The sequence below is a fragment of the Burkholderia cenocepacia genome, assembly GCF_900446215.1.
Lineage (GTDB): Bacteria > Pseudomonadota > Gammaproteobacteria > Burkholderiales > Burkholderiaceae > Burkholderia > Burkholderia cenocepacia.
In genome coordinates this window covers 532729-548718 of sequence record NZ_UAQZ01000012.1, presented here as the reverse complement: position 1 = coordinate 548718, position 15990 = coordinate 532729, and the positions used below count along the sequence as shown (strand labels likewise).

Here is a 15990-nt window from a genome sequence, read left to right as displayed (position 1 = left end):
CATGGCAGGAAGCCCCATCCGATCCAGCATGCGCGGCGGCCGCTCGCGGCGCGCAATGGCCGACATCAACGTCGTGCCGTACATCGACGTGATGCTGGTGCTGCTCGTGATCTTCATGGTCACCGCACCGCTCGTCGCCCCGTCGATCATCAACCTGCCGACCGTCGGCAACGCGGCGCCGCAGGAGCAGACGCCGCCCGTCGTCGTCAACATCAAGGCCGACCGCACGATGAGCGTCAAGTACAAGGGCGACTCGGGCGCGACCCAGGAAGACACGATGACGAAGGCCGAGCTCGACAGCTTCATTTCGGCCCGGCAGGCCGACCACCCCGACCAGCCGGTCGTGATCGCAGCCGACAAGACGGTGCAGTACGATGCCGTCATGACCGTGATGTCCGATCTGAAGGCGCGCGGCGTCAAGCGCGTCGGCCTCCTCGTCAAATCGCAATGAACCGGCAGCAATCCACGCGCAGATCCGCCTACCCGCTCCAGCCGCCCCGCGAGCGCGGGACGTGGCGCGCGTTCGCGCTCGCCGCGCTGATGCATGTGCTGCTTGCGCTGTTCCTCTATCACGGCGTGCAGTGGCAGAACAGCACGCCGGCCGGCGCCGAGGCCGAGTTGTGGACCGAAGTGCCCGACGTCCCCGCGCCGCGGCCCGTCGTCACGCCCGCGCCGCCCGCCAAGGTCGCGCCGCCCCCTCCCCCGGTGCGCGACGAGCAGGCCGACATCGCGCTGCAGCAGAAGAAGCGTCAGCAGGAAGCGGCCGCGCGCGAAGCGCTGCTCGAACAGCAGCGCCGTGCGCAGCAACTGAAGGCCCAGCAGGAAGAGGAAGCCCGGCGCGCGCAGCTCGCCGCGCAACAGGCCGCCGCGCTCGCCGCACAGAAAGCCGCGGAACGCGACAAGCAGAAGCAGGCCGAGAAACTCAGGCAACAGCAGCTCGCCGAGCAGCAGAAACTCCAGCAGCAAAAGCAGGCGCAACTCGAAGCGCAGCAGGCAGCGAAGGCCAAAGCCGACGCGGCCGCGAAGGCCAAGGCGGAAGCCCAGGCCAAGGCGAAGGCCGAAGCCGCAGCGCGCGCGAAGGCCACTGCGGCGGCGAACGCGAAGCTCGACCGCGAGCGCAGCGCGCGCCTCGCGCAGTTGCAGGGCCTGTCCGGCGCCGGCGAAGGCGGCGGCGAAGGCCTCGCGAAAAGCGGCACGGGTACGGGCTCCGGCGGCAATGCCGCCACGCCCGGCTATGCCGACAAGGTGCGCCGCCGCGTCAAGCCGAACATCGTTTGGGGCGGCGAGCGGGCAGGCCTGACCACCGTCGTCAAGATTCGGTGCACGCCGTCCGGTGACGTATTGAGCGCATCGGTCTCCCGCTCGAGCGGGAATTCGGGGTGGGATCAAGCCGTGGTCAATGCGATCCACGCATCGGTCCCGTTACCGCCCGATTCTAACGGTCGTACCCCGTCTGACATTACGATCACCTTCAAGGCGGCGGAGTGAAAGGAAATGCGCTTACACTCCGGGCGTCGCTGTCAGGCGGGAACGAATCGGGTATTTTTACTGTCTCTGCGGTTGCGCAGCGATCCAAGCCATACGGGAAGCAAGAAGCATGAGTTTGATGACAAAGCTAGGTTTCAGGGCACTCGTGGCCTCGTGTCTGATTACGGCGGGCAGCGCCGCTAACGCCCAGGTCAACGTGCTGATCACCGGTGTCGGGTCGACCCAGTTCCCCATTGCCACCGCCAATTTCACGAACGAGGCGAACCTGCCGCAGCAGGTCACGTCGATCGTCCGCGCCGACCTCGCCCGCAGCGGTAAGTTCACCAACATCGACGCAGGCAGCACGCCCGTGCCCGAGACCGCATCGGTCGATCTCGGCGCATGGAAGGCCAAGGGGGCGAATGCATTCGTCGCCGGCAGCGTGAACCGCGAGGCGAACGGCCAGTACAAGGTCAACTTCATCCTGTACGACACCGTGAAGCAGCAAAGCCTCGGCGGCCTGTCGCTGACGGCCACCGACACCACGCTGCGCACGGCCGGCCACAAGATCGCCGACTACATCTACCAGAAGCTGCTCGGCGTGCGCGGCGTGTTCGCCACGCGCCTGTCGTACGTGATCAAGACCGGTAACCGCTACCAGCTGCAGATTTCCGATTCGGACGGCCAGAACGCGCGCATCGCGCTGTCGAGCACCGAACCGATCATCTCGCCGGCCTGGTCGCCGAGCGGCACGAAGGTCGCGTACGTATCGTTCGAGCGCAAGAAGCCGATCGTCTACATCCACGACCTGCCGACCGGCCGCCGCTACATGGTCTCCGACCAGAAGGGCAACAACAGCGCACCGGCGTGGTCGCCGGACAGCAACACGCTCGCCGTCGCGCTGTCGCTGACGGGCAATACGCAAATCTATACGGTCAACGCGAACGGCGGCGGCCTGCGCCGTCTCACGCAAAGCAGCTCGATCGACACCGAACCGTTCTACTCGCCGGACGGCCGCTGGATCTACTTCACGAGCGATCGTGGCGGTGCGCCACAGATCTACCGGATGCCCGCGCAGGGTGAAAGCGCCGGTGCCGCGCAGCGCGTGACCTTCACCGGCAGCTACAACACCAGCCCGCGCGTGAGCCCGGACGGCAAGCTGCTCGCTTACATCTCCCGCACGGGCGGGGGCTTCAAGCTGTACGTTCAGGATCTGCAGACTGGCGCGGCGAACGCCATCACGAATACCAATCGCGACGAATCGCCGAGCTTCGCGGCAAACGGCCAGTACCTTCTGTACGCTACCCAGTCGGGTGGTCGCAACGTTCTGGCTGCAGTGCCCTCCGACGGCAGCGCGCCGCCGCAGATCCTGTCCGTCCAGGGCGGCTCCGTTCGCGAGCCGTCGTGGGGGCCCTTCATGCAATGACCACAAGGAGAGTAACCATGATGTCGAATAAAGCTCGTCTGGCCCTGGCCGTGATGATGATCAGCGCGCTCGCAGCGTGTAAGTCGGGCGTGAAGCTCGACGACAAGGCAAACAATGCGGGCGCAGTCAGCACGCAACCGAGCGCCGACAACGTCGCGCAAGTGAACGTCGATCCGCTGAACGACCCGAACAGCCCGCTCGCGAAGCGCAGCATCTACTTCGACTTCGACAGCTATTCGGTGAAGGACGAGTACCAGCCGCTGATGCAGCAGCACGCGCAGTACCTGAAGAGCCACCCGCAGCGCCACGTGCTGATCCAGGGCAACACCGACGAACGCGGCACGAGCGAGTACAACCTCGCGCTGGGCCAGAAGCGTGCGGAAGCCGTCCGCCGCGCGATGGCACTGCTCGGCGTGAACGATTCTCAAATGGAAGCCGTGAGCCTCGGCAAGGAAAAGCCGCAGGCAACGGGTCACGACGAAGCATCGTGGGCGCAGAACCGTCGCGCCGACCTCGTCTACCAACAGTAAGTAACGGAAGAATCGCCGTATGACGCACCGTTCAACCTGGCTGCGCGTTGCCGCAGCATTCTGCGTCGCGGGCGCGGCGTGGTCGGCCGCGCCGGCGCACGCCGGCATGTTCGACGACAACGAAGCGCGCCGTGCCGTGCTCGATCTGCGCAGCAAGAGCGACAACCTGTCGAGCCAATTGTCGGCCGCCCAGCGTACGATCCTCGATCAATCCGGCCGTATCGACCAGCTGAACCAGCAGGTCGCGACGCTGCGCGGCGAGAACGAGGATCTGACGAACCGGCTGACGACGCTCGAGCGGCAGCAGAAGGAGTACTACCAGGATCTCGACACGCGGCTCAAGAAGTTCGAGCCGCAGCAGGCGACGATCGATGGTGTCGAAGGCACCGTGCAGCCGGGTGAAACGGATGCGCTCAGCGCGGCGCAGCAGCAGTTCCGCAACGGCAACTTCAAGGCGGCCGCGGCTTCGTTCCGCGCGTTCATCGCGAAGTATCCGCAGAGTCCCTATCAGCCGACCGCGCAGTACTGGTACGGCAACGCGCAATACGCGCTGCGCGACTACCGCGGCTCGACGGCGACGTGGCAAGGGATCGTCAGCAAGTTCCCGCAACACCCGCGCGCGGCCGACGCCCTCGTGGCGATCGGCACGAACCAGCTCGAGCAAGGCCAGAAGGCGGCCGCGAAGAAGACGTTCGAGCAGGTCGTGTCGCAGTACGCCGGTTCGAATGCGGCGCAGACGGCGCAGGGCAAACTCGAAACGATCAAATAATTATCGTGACGCGTTGTTGACAGCCCCGCAACCCGTCGCTATAATCTTTTGCTCTTTGGGTCGTTACCCAAGTTGTTGAAGCAACGAACCAAAACAAGTTTCAAGAACGTGGGGTGGTAACTCAGTTGGTTAGAGTATCTGACTTTTAATCAGAGAGTCGAGGGTTCGAGTCCCTCCCACCCTACCAACTATCTTCGATAGTGCAAAAAGCCTCCCTCGCGGAGGCTTTTTTGCGTCTGTCGCCGGGCGGCGTATGCTGCTCATTTCCACTTCCCGGCTAAACGCCCGTCGCCCCTCCCCTTGATCGCATCGCTACCACGGTTAGTCCGGCTTCTCCTGGTCGGCACCTGATATCGCGACGATCAGGTCGCCGATCCAATACCGCCCCTCCAACACGACGCCCACTGCCAAAAAGCGGGATGAGCAACTATTGCGACGACCGTTCAGTAATTGCCTCTATCAGTGCCAAAATCACCTCGCGTTTTCGCGCGTCGAGCGCTCGAAATCCAGAGACGATCCGCTGCTCGTCTGGGTTTTCGAGCCGGGCGCCCTCTTCACCGGTAAGCACGTACCAGACATCGACGCCAGCAAGTGCAATCGCGCTCAAGTAGTCGGAGTTCGGGCGCCTCATGCCCTTTTCGTACTGAAATTGCGCGTGTTTCTGGACCCCTCCTAGCGCCGCCAGTTCAGTCTGATTGAGCCCCAAACGCAGTCGTTCCCTTTTTAGTCGCACTTCAAAATCATTCATTTGATATTTTTTTCCCTTGACAATATATCAAACGACTCTAAACTGGAATCCAGAAGTATCCGATTGCTAGCAAACCTCCCGATCGTGGGGCGTTTGTGCGGGCCGACGCTGGCCAGGATCCCTCGATGCGGAGGTTGCATGTCCCTCACCTATGAAATATGCGGCTCACTGTCTGTACGCGGCAATTTCCGGCACTACCATGCGCAGCAATTCGCTCGGAGCATTGCCGAGCCCGCAGACATCTACTTCGCGACCGATGCCGTCACGCGATCTCTCGTGATTCGCATTCGTGGCGCACTGACAGACGACGAAATGAAATCGGTGGACGGTGCATTGGAACAATTCTCCCAGAAATGGGCGCAGACCGGCGCAATCTTCAGGCGAGTGCGCTATGGCGAGGTGTCGTTCGTGCCTGTTGGATTCGCTTTGCATACTGAATTGCTCCAGAAGCTCATTGATGAACAGACTCAACTGGAAGCCCTTCTACAGCGTCAAGCACGGATTCTCGAAAAGTTTCGGCCTACTGCGAGCTAGCGTACGGGCCCACCAACATTGGAGCGCCAACTGCAGCGGTATGGAATCAAACCAACGGAGGTTCAGCATGAAAGAGGTAGCGCCTTATGTCCTGACCGGCGCTCTGGCCGTGCAGGACGATTTGGAAGACGAGCAACTCGATCGCGTATCCCGCCATCTAGGGGGTATCGCCACGGTGTATGCGAAGCACGACAAGATTGCCCACACTGTCGCACTGCGGATCTCGGGCACGCTGGTGCGTGACGACGTGCGCTATATCGAGCAGCGCGTGGAGCGGTTTGCCGAGGAAAACGCCCGCGTCGCCGCGATTCTCATCAGCGAATGGAATGGTGTGACGAGCGAGCTCGTTGTCGGTATGAACTGGGACGCACAATGTCTGCTCAGGCTCGGCGCTGCACAGGAACAGCTCGGGAAGCTCACGGAACAGTACTTCGACTTTTTGCTGCGTATCGAACCCCCAAGTTCCCCTGTCAACGGTAGTCCGCTCGTGCGTGTCGCGATCGAAGCACAAAACGCTTAGTGTTCGATGAATGTTCGATGAACAGGTTCGCACCCTGACCCTGGCTCCGAGATCCCAGTTTGAAGGCCCCCGTTCAAGGAAGGCCGCGTCTCATTGAACCGTTACATGTAACGCTGTATCCTTCGTTACATGTAACAGGAGAATTGAAATGAACGCGTCCCACCCGTGAACGTGAGAGCAGAAAAAGGGGTGGACCCTCACGGGCCAACGGCATCGATGTGCCCAAGTGGAAAATGCACGCATTTCCCGGCAACCGGAGGATCCACGATGAACAGTATGGCCGTAGGAGTCGACGTCGCCAAGCAGGTTTTCCAAGTGCACTACGTTGATAGGGAAACCGGCGGGATCGTGAATAAGGCAATCAAGCGGGCGAAATTCCTTGAGTTCTTCGCGAACCGCGCGGCCTGTCTTATCGGGATGGAAGCGTGTGGCGGAGCCCACCATTGGGCGCGGCAATTGACGCAGATGGGTCACGAGGTCAGGCTGATGCCGGCCGAGTTCGTGAAGGCGTTCAACATCCGCAACAAGAACGATGCGGCGGACGCACGGGCGATCTGGCTGGCGGTACAGCAACCCGGCAAGCCGGTGGCGGTGAAGACCGAGATGCAGCAGGCGATGGTAGCACTGCACCGGATGCGCGAGCAGTTGGTGAAGTTCCGCACGATGCAGGTCAACGGATTGCGAGGTTTGCTGACGGAATACGGGGAGGTAATGAGCAAGGGGCGGGCGAAGCTGGACAAGGAAATACCGGTCGTGCTTGGCCGAATCGCGGAGCGCTTGCCAGCGGCGCTAATCGATACGTTGCGCGAGCAATGGAACGGGTTGGCAAAGCTCGACGAGCAGATCGCGGAAATCGAACGCCGGATGCGCGAATGGAAGAAGGAAGACAAGGCGGTGAAGGCGATTAGCGAGATACCGGGCGTAGGTTTGCTGACGGCCACCGCAGCGGTAGCAATGATGGGCGACCCGAAGGCGTTCAGCTCGGGACGAGAGTTCGCGGCGTGGGCCGGGTTAGTGCCGAAGCAGACCGGCTCGGGCGGTAAGGTGAACTTACACGGGATCAGCAAGAGGGGCGACATGTATCTGCGCACGCTACTGATTCACGGGGCACGAAGCGTGCTGACGCATGCGAAAGAGCCCGGTGAGTGGATCGAGCAGATGAAGAAGCGGCGACCGCCGAATGTGGTGATCGTCGCACTGGCCAACAAGATGGCACGGACGATCTGGGCTGTACTGGCCCATGACCGGCCGTACCAAAAGGGTTACGTGAGCGTGAAGCCGGCCTGATCGGTGAATGCCACGTTGAAGATCAACGTTTAACACTGGGTGAACGTCGAAAGGTTGCGCAGGAATCGAGTGTGATGACAAGCCAGGTAGGACCGGGACTCGCTAAACCTGAATCGTGGTAAGAGCTTCGAGCTCGCCAGGAGAATGAGGCGCGAGTCAGCGAATTTCATAGGGGCCCGCAGCGGCAGTACTGGCTGCAACAAGGCCGGATATAGAGCTGCAGCCCATCCTGTCTGTCTGAACACACGAAAACTGTTGCAAACGGGACGCGTTCATATAGGCCACAATGGCAGCTACCACTTCCGAGCGTGTTCGAATTCACCGCGAGAATCTTCGTGCGGCCGGGCTACGTCCAATTCAGATATGGGTGCCGGACGTCCGCCAGCCGGGTTTCGCCGATGAATGCGCTCGGCAATCGCGCATGGTCCACCAGAGCATCGACGAGAACGATCTGCTCGATTTCATTGAACAGGTTACGGACCTCGGACACTCACAATGAATCGCGGGAGCATTGTCACAGTCGCGCTCCAAGGTGACTTCGGCAAGGCTCGGCCGGCGCTCGTGGTGCAGTCGGACCTGTTTGCCGAACATCCCAGCGTAACGTTGCTGCTAATGTCGAGCGCAATGGTCGATGCGCCCTTGATACGCATTACTGTTGTCCCATCCGAGCAGAACGGCTTGCGCATGCCGTCCCAGATTGCCGTAGACAAAATGTTCACCGTGCGCCGCGAGAAAATCGGTCGCCCCATCGGCCACCTCGAAGATGAACTGATGGTTGCCGTCAATCGTTCGCTACTCGTTTTTCTAGGACTAGCGTAACCGAGCCGCAAAAACAGCGGGCGGATTGCAGTACAAGACAAGGCCCCCTCTCCGATCACTGCATCAGTGACAGTCGGCACTTACCGCCCTTGATCGCGACCTTTTTGTTTGCCGGAGACAACTGCACACTATGGTCGCCGTGCGTACGCCTGTCAACGCCAAACCTACCCAGTTGCCACGCTGGTACTCCCTCCGTAGATTCGAACCAATGCAGCGATCCATCTGCGTGCCTTGCAAGGTCGGGTAAGCGACGCGCTTGCAATACGTCGTCACCGTCGTCGCTATCCGCGCACCACACCGCTTCCAACATGCGCCGAACATGTGCAAACAAGCCCGAGCCAGACTAAGCGTTGAACTCGGCCCGCTAAAGCGGGAGTGGGACGCATATTGTGCACAGCGTGGCCTGACACCCAGTGAGGGTTTGCGGCAGTTCGTTGCGAAGGTCATAGCAAACGCTACAAATCAACCGCAGCCACATCAGCCCCTACCGCCACGACAAGGCCCATGCAAACAAATTGGGATCGCGTTGACCCACGCCGAGCTCGCACGCGTAAAAAGTGCGGCCTATCTTGACGGCTTCACGGCAAATCGATGGATTGTGGCACTGATCCGCGCATACCTGACGGACGAACCGCAGCTGGGTAACCGAGAATTGACGCTTCTCGCCGAATCAAACCAACAGCTCGCGGTAATTCGGAGGCAGCTGGGCGAGCTTGCAAGACACGTCAACGCAACCGGGTGTATAGACGGGCTCGATGGAGAGCAAATCCGTGCCACGATCGACGCCCATCTACGTACCGTGGCGAAGCTGCTGCGCAGAAACCTCGATCGCTGGAGCCGGTGATATGTCTTTTCCGAGAGTCTACGTCGACGAACTTTTGCTCAACTGGGGAGATCGCCTGTTTCACGATCCCCTACGGCATGTTCAGCCGCCGCGCCTTTCGGAGTGGGCGTTCCACCGAGACGCAATGCATCTGCGCGAGAAGCTGATGATGACACTTCGAGGCGCCCCCGAAGTGATGGTCAAGATCAGCAATAGGGCATCCGGTCCGCAGGGAATGAGCGTCGTCCGTCGTCACTTGAAGTACATTTCGCGCGACGGTTGTGTCGAACTGGAGGGCCAGGACGAATGCCTGATTGCCGGAAAGCAGGCATTGGATGCTCTGATCGAACAATGGCATGTAGGCGGATGGGGCATCCCTCAAGAAAGCAAACGTCGAGAGACTCTCAACGTCTTGCTATCGATGCCCCCGGGTACCGACCGCCAGGCAGTATGGGACGCGGCACGGGCATTTGCACACGAAACTTTTGGTGACGGACGTCCGTATGTCTTCGCGAAACACGATGACGAGGCACATCCCCACGTACATATGAGCGTTCACACCCGTGGTCCGGACGGCCGGCGACTCAATCCACGCAAACGAGATTTGCATCAATGGCGAGAAGCCTTCGCCCAACAACTTCGCGCACGCGGCGTCGACGCAAATGCAACGCCCAGAATGGCACGCGGCCAAACGCGGCGTCTTTCGAAGCAGGCAGCTATTTGGGGGATGCTACAAGAGACCCCAATACGCTCTCCCGTAATCGACGACGGGACACGCCATGACTTGTGGAAAGCACATATCGAAACCTTGAGCGCCTGGCACCAAATTGCACGCACATTGGCTAACTCCAATGCCCCCAAAGATCGGGCGATGGCGATAGGCGTCGTAGAGTTCGTACGGCAAATGCCCATTTGTTCATTGGGCCCGACGAACATCCCGGGCTCACTGCCATGGCCGACCCAGTCGACGGAGCGAGGGCGTTCACCAGCGGTACCAGACCTGCAACTGGACAGAAGTCGCCTGCCATCATTAGATGTTGAGCGCTGATGACCGACCGCCACACGGGCACATGAACAAAGGACAGTGAACCCGCGGCACACCGACGAACGCGGCCATCGCGGACATCATCGCTCAGCAGACGGCTTCGGCGGCGCACGCCCCGCAAGTCGTCACTCTTGAATTGACTGCGCGGAATCGGCGTCGATATAACGCGGCTTCGCGTTCTGCAAGTCGCGCGTGTTCTTCTGCACGGCCACCGAGCCGAACAGCGCGAGCACGAACGACATCGCGTAAAAGCCCTTCTCGCTCAATTGCAGCGTCGCGTTGAAAAGGCCGACGATCAGCAGCGCGATCGACAGTAGCAGCGCGATCCAGCTGAGGCCGTAGTAGATGCCGGTGACGGGAATGCCTTCCGCGCGGTCGCGCACGCTCTTCTGCAGCGAGATCGCCGCATAGAGGCCGAACACCAGCACGGTGAAGTAGTAGCCCTTCTCGTTGAGCTGCATGCCGGCGTTCCAGAGCCCGATCAGGAAGGCTGCGAAACCGGCGAGCAGCGCGGCCCACGATGCGGCCACGAACGCGAACGACGGTTGCTGGATGGTGGTCTGGTTCATTGCTGTGCCCTCTCTTTCTTGTTGTTCGAAATCGTTTTCGTTGAACTGCGTTTCGCGCATGGTAGCAGCTTTGGCGCGTGTCCCGACGGCCGTGTTTGCACGCTTACGTTTCGCGCCGCGCGCGCCGCCAGCGCCCCGGCGTCGTGCCGAGCACCGCGCGAAACGCCTTGCCGAACGCGGCCTCGGACTGGTAGCCGACCGCCTGGCCGATTTCCGCCTGTCCGCGCTGCGTGTCCTGCAGCAGCGCGCACGCATGCATCATCCGGATCTGCGCGACGAACGCGCCGACGCTCATCCCCGCCTTCTCGCGGAAATGCCGCGCGTAGGTCGCACGCGACATCGCCGCCGCGGCGCCGAGCGATTCGACCGTCCACGGTTGCGCCGGCGCCTGCAGCACGGCCTGGACCGACGGGCCGAGCCGCGCATCGGCCGCGAGCGCGAGCCAACCGGACGGCACGCGCGCGCCGCGACCGTATGCGCGCAACGCATATGCGAGCAGCGCCTGCCCGAGCGCATTCACGATCGCGCCAGCGCCCGGCTGCACGTTCGACGCCTCGGTACGCAGCACACTCGTCAGCAGTTGCAGCGGCACGGCCCCCGAGGTGTCGCGCAACCCGACGTGCAATACCTGCGGCAGCGTACGCATCAGCAGTTCGCCCGCGCCGCGTGCATAGATGAACCGCCCGCAGAGCAGATCCACGCTCGCGTTGCCTGTTACGGCCGGATCGACATTCGACTTGACCGGCAGAACCACACCGTCGCCGGCCCCCGAATCGCGCAGCGGCGCGAGCGGCTTCGACCGGTGGCCCGCTGCGTCGAGCAGGTCGTGCGCGCCACCTGCAGGCAGCAGCACGAAATCGCCGTCGGCGAGTTGCAGCGTGCGCCCGTCGGCGGCGCGCAGCCGGCAGGTTCCAGCCAGCACCAGGTGGAACGCCGCCTCGCCGGGCGGCAGCGGATCGTGCGGCATCGCGAACGGGCCGTCGAGCAAGCACCGCACGTCGAGCTCGACATGGCTGCGCCCCAGCGACAGCAGTTGACTCAATGCATCCATGAGACGATCGCGCTAAAAATTGACACTCTAACGTATCGAAACCCTCAGCGCGAGCGATCAGAATAGCCTTGCATCGCACGAGATCGCGGCACCCGCCGCCCTCCTCACTCTTCTCGAAAAGGACGCATCATGCTGAACTGGAACGAATACCGGAAGGAACTCTCGACGCGTATCGGAGACATCGCCAAGCTGTCGCCCGATACGCTGGCCGGCTACAAGGCGCTGTCCGGCGCCGGGGCCAAGACCGGCCATCTCGACGCGAAGACGCGCGAGCTGATCGCGCTCGCGGTGGCCGTCACGACACGCTGCGACGGTTGTATCGCCGTGCACACGGCCGAAGCGGCCAAGCATGGCGCGACCAAGGAGGAAGTGGCGGAAGCGCTCGGCGTCGCGATTGCGCTGAATGCCGGTGCGGCGCTCGTCTATTCGGCGCGGGTGATGGACGCGCTCGGCGACTGAGCCGGCGGGTGCGGCACGATCAGCGGGCCGCACCGCATTGCATCGTATGGCGTTGCGTGGTGCCCGGCCGCATGGCCGGGCGGCTGCGCATCGCGCGTACGGGCCTGCCACGCATGACGATTGTGGGCGACTCGCCTGGACGCGCCTGCGTCGCGGAGTCGGCTACCATGCGCAAACGATACATCGTGAAGGAGCGCTCCATGTGCCGCTGGCTCGCCTATACGGGTAATCCGATCCATCTGGAAACCGTGCTGTTCCGCGCGAAGCATTCGCTGATCGACCAGAGCCTGCATTCAGAGCTGGGCGCCACGACCACTAACGGCGACGGCTTCGGCATCGGCTGGTACGGGCATCCCGACGAACTCCCGTTCCGCTATCGCTCCGTGCATCCCGCGTGGAACGACCGCAACCTGCGCGAAGCCGCGCGTGCGATCCGCTCGCGGATGTTCATCGCGCATATTCGCGCGGCGACCGACACGCCCGTTCAGGAAACCAACTGCCATCCGTTCCGCCACGGTCGCTGGCTGTTCGCGCACAACGGGCTGATCCGCGATTTTCACAAGCTGCGCCGCGACCTGACGATGAAGGTCGATCCCGCGCTGTTCCCGACGCTCGAAGGCTCGACCGATTCCGAGTTGATGTTTCGCCTCGCGCTGACGTACGGCCTCGAGCAGGCGCCGCTGCCCGCGCTCGAACGGATGGTCGGTGTGGTCGAGGAAACCGCCGCGCGGCATCGCGTCGCCGACCCGCTCAACATGACGATCTGCGCGACCGACGGCGAACGGATCGTCGCGGTGCGTTACTCGAGCGAGCGGCAATCGCGCTCACTGTTCCACAGCACGTCGTTCAAGCATCTGCACGAGCTGTATCCGCACAACCCGCGTATCGCCGAAGCCGGCGATGACGCGTTCATGGTCGTGTCCGAACCGCTCGTCGACTTGCGTGGCGCGTGGGAGGAAGTGCCGGAAGGGATGGCGATCGTCGCGCATGGCGCGGATGTGCAGCAGCGGCCGTTCACGCCGCGGCACAAGTAGCGGCCGCGCCGTTGATCGCGTCGAATGGAGAAGCCAAACGTATGCGGAGGAACGAATTCGTGAAAAAAGAGCGGATTGCAAACTTTCCGGCGCGTTACAATTGTCAACAGCAGTTAACGAAGTTCGCACAAAACCGCTGCACGACGCCCGCACCTCCGATCGGAAATGATCCAAGATTCCAGAAATCAGCCGTCCGCCATGATGGCGGACCATGAATCCACACATCCTCGTCTGAAACAGCATCGAGCCTTCGTGGTGTGGCTGACCGGAATCTCCGGCGCAGGCAAATCGACACTGGCGAATCTGCTAAAGGAACAGCTCGATGCGCGCGGGCTTCGCACGTATCTACTGGACGCCGATCGTCTGCGTGAGGGACTGAACCGGGATCTCGGATTCAGTGACGCCGACCGCCATGAAAATATCCGACGAACCGCCGAAGTGGCCAAATTGCTGGTGGATGCCGAATTCATCGTCATCGCCGCGCTGATCTCACCGTTTCAGGAAGCACGCGAGAAGGCCCGTGCTTGCTTCGACGCTGGCACGTTTGTCGAGGTCTTTGTCGACGTTGCACTGGACATCGCCGAGGCACGCGACCCCAAGGGACTTTACGCGCTGGCCCGACAAGGCACCATTCGCCAGTTTACCGGCATCGATTCCACCTATGAACGGCCGCGATCACCTGACGTGCACGTCCGAACGGCCGAGGCCAGTCCTTCGGAGTGCGTGGACGCGATCCTCCGGAAACTGCCGCTCGACAACTGACGCCGTCGAGATGGCCATCGTTACATGGTTGTCGGCTCGCTGCGAAGGGAACGGCACTCACTTCCGCGCGTGCCACCCATGTGCAGAAGCGGTCAACGCCAATCGCGCCATCAGCCGCGGCCCGCAAACCTCATCCGAACCGACTCAAGCTCACCCGGCAACCTGCGCGAACGCGTGCGCCGCCGCGGCAGCGCGACGAACCCCAGGCGTTCGTACAGCGCCCGCGCGCGCACGTTGCGCGTCAGCACGTCGAGCACGACATCGCGATCGCCATCGGCCGGCAACACGCCGGTATCCAGCGCATCGCGAAACAGCGCGCTGAAAACGCCGGTGCCACGCTGGCGTTCATCCGTCGCGCAATGCGCGACGAGGATCTGCGAACGCTTCGGCGCCGGAATTTCCGTTTCGAGGATCAGCCCGCGCAACAACTGGCCGATCGTGCGGCGCACGCCGAAAAAACGCGAGAGTGCCCACACGACATGCAGGTCGTCGAACATCGTCTGCTGCCCGTCGTGAATCGCCAGCACGCCGAGCACGGTGCCGTCGTCGGCGACCGCGACACGATGCCGGCGCCACGAGAAGCGCCCATGACGCGACCGGAACGCCTGCTGCAGGAACGCGATGCAGCGCGCGTCGCTTTCGCCGAGAAAGAACCCGAATTCGGCCACGCCGGACGCAAACACGAGCGGCGCGCACGCCGCCGCGTCGGCCGCCTCGGCCGCACGAAACCGCACGCGCTCACCGGCGCGCGGCACCGCTTGCGCGAACGCACCGGCCAGCGTCATGCGCTTCGCCCCGCGAGTCGCGACAACACCCCGACCGTCCGGCTGATCTGCTCGGGCTCATGCGTCGAGCAGATGAAGAAGCGCAGGCGCGCGGCCTTTTCCTCGACGGCCGGATAGAAGATCGGCTGCACGTTGATTCCTTCATCGAACATCGCGTTGGCCCATTGCGCGGCCTTCAGCGAGCTCCCCGTGATCACCGGCACGACCGCGAACCCGGCGCTCGTGCCCGTGTTCAGCCCGGCGGCGCGCGCCTCGGTCAGGAACTGCCGCCCGCGCGCCTGCAGTTGCGCGACGCGCTCCGGCTCGGCCTGCAGGCGCTCAAGCGCGGCCAGCGACGCTTCGGCGAGCGTCGGCGCGAGCCCGACGCTGTACAGGAAGCCCGGCGCCAGGTGCCGCAGCATGTCGACCAGCGGCTGGCAGCCGGCGATGAAGCCGCCGCAGCCGGCCAGCGTCTTGCTCATCGTGCCCATCCACATGTCGACCTGGTCGGGCGCCACGCCGCAATGCTCGCGAATGCCCTTGCCGGTCGCGCCGAGCACGCCGAGCGAATGCGCCTCGTCGACCAGCAGGAATGCGCCGTGGCGCGTCTTCACGTCGACGAAGCGCTGCAGGTCGGGGAAATCACCGTCCATGCTGTACAGCCCTTCGATCGCGATCAGTACGTGCCGGTATTCGCGGCGCACGCGCGACAGCAGCTCGTCGAGCGCCTGCCAGTCGTTGTGCGCGAAGCTCAGCCGCTTCGCGCCGCTCAGCTGCGCGCCCTGCACGATGCTGTTGTGCGCGAGCGAATCGTGGACGACGAGATCGCCGGGGCCAAACAGCGCGCCGATCACGGTCACGTTCGTCGCGTGGCCGCTCACGAACGCGACACAGTCGTCGGTCTCGTAGAACGCAGCCAGCGCGCGCTCGAGATCACGCTGCACCGGGCGCTCGCCCGCGACCATCCGGCTCGCGGAGGCCGACGTGCCGTAGCGGTCGATCGCGGCTTTCGCACGCGACGACACGGCCGGATCGCCGGCCAGGCCGAGGTAGTTGTAGTTCGCGAAGTTCAGGTACTCGCGGCCGCCGATCTGCGTCGTCGCGCCGGCCACGCCTTCATGCACGCGGAAGAACGGCGAGTCGACGCGCAGCTTCTCGCCCATCTCGCGCATGATCCGGACCTGCTGATACTGCGGCATCGATTCGAAGCGGCTGCGCGCCGATGCGGTCTGCGCGGCCAGCGTGCCGGGCACGCCCGGTGCCGCGGCCGCATCGGTCGCGCGCTCCAGCTGCCGTTTCAACGCTTTCGCCGCCAGTTGCTGGCGAAGATGCTCTCCCAGTGCCATTGCTTCCTTCGCTTGTATCTCGAAAAGGCGCTATGTT

General features: G+C 62.9%; 20 protein-coding genes and 1 tRNA gene. 16 read left to right on the top strand and 5 right to left on the bottom strand.

Annotated features, from left to right (window positions below):
* Position 1: 1 nt before the first annotated feature.
* The 6 genes from tolR (at position 2) to DTA15_RS19855 (ending at position 4379) form a co-directional block, all read left to right on the top strand.
* The gene (gene tolR, locus DTA15_RS19880) at positions 2 to 451 is read left to right on the top strand and encodes a protein TolR (protein WP_006484943.1); all 450 of its coding nucleotides are present in this window, start codon (positions 2 to 4) and stop codon (positions 449 to 451) included.
* Positions 448 to 1488, top strand: coding sequence for a cell envelope integrity protein TolA (gene tolA, locus DTA15_RS19875; RefSeq protein ID WP_006484905.1), 1041 nt, complete (start codon positions 448 to 450; stop codon positions 1486 to 1488). The genes tolR and tolA overlap by 4 nt, the downstream gene beginning before the upstream one ends.
* Positions 1489 to 1597: 109 nt before the next feature.
* On the top strand, positions 1598 to 2893 hold the full coding sequence (tolB, locus tag DTA15_RS19870; protein WP_012492927.1) for a Tol-Pal system beta propeller repeat protein TolB: 1296 nt from the start codon (positions 1598 to 1600) through the stop codon (positions 2891 to 2893).
* Between the two features lie 17 nt (positions 2894 to 2910).
* Positions 2911 to 3423, top strand: a complete 513-nt coding sequence (pal, locus tag DTA15_RS19865; protein ID WP_006484980.1) for a peptidoglycan-associated lipoprotein Pal — start codon at positions 2911 to 2913, stop codon at positions 3421 to 3423.
* A 19-nt stretch (positions 3424 to 3442) separates the two neighbouring features.
* The gene (gene ybgF / locus DTA15_RS19860; protein WP_006484965.1) at positions 3443 to 4192 is read left to right on the top strand and encodes a tol-pal system protein YbgF; all 750 of its coding nucleotides are present in this window, start codon (positions 3443 to 3445) and stop codon (positions 4190 to 4192) included.
* 110 nt (positions 4193 to 4302) lie between these two features.
* Positions 4303 to 4379 (top strand) — tRNA-Lys (locus DTA15_RS19855).
* Positions 4380 to 4619: 240 nt separating this feature from the next.
* Here DTA15_RS19855 and DTA15_RS19850 read toward each other — a convergent pair.
* Positions 4620 to 4940 (bottom strand): helix-turn-helix domain-containing protein, encoded by a 321-nt coding sequence (locus DTA15_RS19850; RefSeq protein ID WP_012492928.1) that lies wholly within the window; start codon positions 4938 to 4940, stop codon positions 4620 to 4622.
* 138 nt (positions 4941 to 5078) lie between these two features.
* Here DTA15_RS19850 and DTA15_RS19845 point away from each other — a divergent pair, with 138 nt between their 5' ends.
* From DTA15_RS19845 to DTA15_RS19815, 7 genes are all read left to right on the top strand, one after another.
* Complete coding sequence (locus DTA15_RS19845) at positions 5079 to 5474, top strand: hypothetical protein (RefSeq protein ID WP_006484952.1); 396 nt, start codon at positions 5079 to 5081, stop codon at positions 5472 to 5474.
* Positions 5475 to 5541: 67 nt separating this feature from the next.
* Entirely contained in the window at positions 5542 to 5994 is a 453-nt protein-coding gene (locus DTA15_RS19840) for a hypothetical protein (protein ID WP_006484947.1), read from the top strand.
* Between the two features lie 267 nt (positions 5995 to 6261).
* A complete protein-coding gene (locus DTA15_RS19835; RefSeq protein ID WP_012492245.1) occupies positions 6262 to 7281 on the top strand; it encodes an IS110-like element ISBcen5 family transposase in 1020 nt (339 codons plus the stop codon).
* Positions 7282 to 7567: 286 nt separating this feature from the next.
* Positions 7568 to 7780, top strand: a complete 213-nt coding sequence (locus tag DTA15_RS19830) for an antitoxin MazE family protein (RefSeq protein WP_012492929.1) — start codon at positions 7568 to 7570, stop codon at positions 7778 to 7780.
* Entirely contained in the window at positions 7777 to 8100 is a 324-nt protein-coding gene (locus DTA15_RS19825; RefSeq protein ID WP_006484901.1) for a type II toxin-antitoxin system PemK/MazF family toxin, read from the top strand. The genes DTA15_RS19830 and DTA15_RS19825 overlap by 4 nt, the downstream gene beginning before the upstream one ends.
* Positions 8101 to 8626: 526 nt before the next feature.
* A complete protein-coding gene (locus DTA15_RS39145) occupies positions 8627 to 8944 on the top strand; it encodes a hypothetical protein (protein ID WP_226245292.1) in 318 nt (105 codons plus the stop codon).
* 1 nt (position 8945) lies between these two features.
* Positions 8946 to 9971, top strand: coding sequence for a relaxase/mobilization nuclease domain-containing protein (locus tag DTA15_RS19815; protein ID WP_012492931.1), 1026 nt, complete (start codon positions 8946 to 8948; stop codon positions 9969 to 9971).
* Positions 9972 to 10093: 122 nt separating this feature from the next.
* Here DTA15_RS19815 and yiaA read toward each other — a convergent pair whose 3' ends face one another.
* Positions 10094 to 10537: an inner membrane protein YiaA gene (yiaA, locus tag DTA15_RS19810; RefSeq protein ID WP_011544671.1), complete on the bottom strand. Its 444-nt coding sequence runs from the start codon at positions 10535 to 10537 to the stop codon at positions 10094 to 10096.
* Between the two features lie 103 nt (positions 10538 to 10640).
* Positions 10641 to 11588 (bottom strand): cupin domain-containing protein, encoded by a 948-nt coding sequence (locus DTA15_RS19805; RefSeq protein WP_006484950.1) that lies wholly within the window; start codon positions 11586 to 11588, stop codon positions 10641 to 10643.
* Positions 11589 to 11717: 129 nt separating this feature from the next.
* On the opposite strand from DTA15_RS19805, the gene DTA15_RS19800 reads away from it, so the two are divergent.
* The 3 genes from DTA15_RS19800 (at position 11718) to cysC (ending at position 13843) form a co-directional block, all read left to right on the top strand.
* Positions 11718 to 12047: a carboxymuconolactone decarboxylase family protein gene (locus DTA15_RS19800; RefSeq protein ID WP_006484989.1), complete on the top strand. Its 330-nt coding sequence runs from the start codon at positions 11718 to 11720 to the stop codon at positions 12045 to 12047.
* A 200-nt stretch (positions 12048 to 12247) separates the two neighbouring features.
* Positions 12248 to 13081, top strand: a complete 834-nt coding sequence (locus DTA15_RS19795) for a class II glutamine amidotransferase (RefSeq protein ID WP_012492932.1) — start codon at positions 12248 to 12250, stop codon at positions 13079 to 13081.
* Between the two features lie 198 nt (positions 13082 to 13279).
* A complete protein-coding gene (gene cysC / locus DTA15_RS19790; RefSeq protein WP_012492933.1) occupies positions 13280 to 13843 on the top strand; it encodes an adenylyl-sulfate kinase in 564 nt (187 codons plus the stop codon).
* A 110-nt stretch (positions 13844 to 13953) separates the two neighbouring features.
* On the opposite strand, the gene DTA15_RS19785 is transcribed toward cysC, so the two are convergent.
* Both DTA15_RS19785 and DTA15_RS19780 read right to left on the bottom strand, forming a co-directional pair.
* A complete protein-coding gene (locus tag DTA15_RS19785) occupies positions 13954 to 14628 on the bottom strand; it encodes a GNAT family N-acetyltransferase (RefSeq protein WP_006484910.1) in 675 nt (224 codons plus the stop codon).
* Positions 14625 to 15953, bottom strand: coding sequence for an aminotransferase class I/II-fold pyridoxal phosphate-dependent enzyme (locus tag DTA15_RS19780; protein WP_006484929.1), 1329 nt, complete (start codon positions 15951 to 15953; stop codon positions 14625 to 14627). The genes DTA15_RS19785 and DTA15_RS19780 overlap by 4 nt, the downstream gene beginning before the upstream one ends.
* Between the last annotated feature and the right edge of the window lie 37 nt (positions 15954 to 15990).

What these genes read in the sequence shown, in the direction of transcription:
- DTA15_RS19850 (WP_012492928.1), bottom strand. Translation starts at nt 4,940, where the DNA reads ATGAATGATTTTGAAGTGCGACTAAAAAGGGAACGACTGCGTTTGGGG.
- DTA15_RS19835 (WP_012492245.1), top strand. Translation starts at nt 6,262, where the DNA reads ATGAACAGTATGGCCGTAGGAGTCGACGTCGCCAAGCAGGTTTTCCAA.
- DTA15_RS19815 (WP_012492931.1), top strand. Translation starts at nt 8,946, where the DNA reads ATGTCTTTTCCGAGAGTCTACGTCGACGAACTTTTGCTCAACTGGGGA.
- tolA (WP_006484905.1), top strand. Translation starts at nt 448, where the DNA reads ATGAACCGGCAGCAATCCACGCGCAGATCCGCCTACCCGCTCCAGCCG.
- DTA15_RS19785 (WP_006484910.1), bottom strand. Translation starts at nt 14,628, where the DNA reads ATGACGCTGGCCGGTGCGTTCGCGCAAGCGGTGCCGCGCGCCGGTGAG.
- yiaA (WP_011544671.1), bottom strand. Translation starts at nt 10,537, where the DNA reads ATGAACCAGACCACCATCCAGCAACCGTCGTTCGCGTTCGTGGCCGCA.
- ybgF (WP_006484965.1), top strand. Translation starts at nt 3,443, where the DNA reads ATGACGCACCGTTCAACCTGGCTGCGCGTTGCCGCAGCATTCTGCGTC.
- DTA15_RS19840 (WP_006484947.1), top strand. Translation starts at nt 5,542, where the DNA reads ATGAAAGAGGTAGCGCCTTATGTCCTGACCGGCGCTCTGGCCGTGCAG.
- DTA15_RS19800 (WP_006484989.1), top strand. Translation starts at nt 11,718, where the DNA reads ATGCTGAACTGGAACGAATACCGGAAGGAACTCTCGACGCGTATCGGA.
- tolB (WP_012492927.1), top strand. Translation starts at nt 1,598, where the DNA reads ATGAGTTTGATGACAAAGCTAGGTTTCAGGGCACTCGTGGCCTCGTGT.
- pal (WP_006484980.1), top strand. Translation starts at nt 2,911, where the DNA reads ATGATGTCGAATAAAGCTCGTCTGGCCCTGGCCGTGATGATGATCAGC.
- tolR (WP_006484943.1), top strand. Translation starts at nt 2, where the DNA reads ATGGCAGGAAGCCCCATCCGATCCAGCATGCGCGGCGGCCGCTCGCGG.
- DTA15_RS19795 (WP_012492932.1), top strand. Translation starts at nt 12,248, where the DNA reads ATGTGCCGCTGGCTCGCCTATACGGGTAATCCGATCCATCTGGAAACC.
- DTA15_RS19845 (WP_006484952.1), top strand. Translation starts at nt 5,079, where the DNA reads ATGTCCCTCACCTATGAAATATGCGGCTCACTGTCTGTACGCGGCAAT.
- DTA15_RS19805 (WP_006484950.1), bottom strand. Translation starts at nt 11,588, where the DNA reads ATGGATGCATTGAGTCAACTGCTGTCGCTGGGGCGCAGCCATGTCGAG.
- DTA15_RS19830 (WP_012492929.1), top strand. Translation starts at nt 7,568, where the DNA reads ATGGCAGCTACCACTTCCGAGCGTGTTCGAATTCACCGCGAGAATCTT.
- DTA15_RS19780 (WP_006484929.1), bottom strand. Translation starts at nt 15,953, where the DNA reads ATGGCACTGGGAGAGCATCTTCGCCAGCAACTGGCGGCGAAAGCGTTG.
- DTA15_RS19825 (WP_006484901.1), top strand. Translation starts at nt 7,777, where the DNA reads ATGAATCGCGGGAGCATTGTCACAGTCGCGCTCCAAGGTGACTTCGGC.
- cysC (WP_012492933.1), top strand. Translation starts at nt 13,280, where the DNA reads ATGATGGCGGACCATGAATCCACACATCCTCGTCTGAAACAGCATCGA.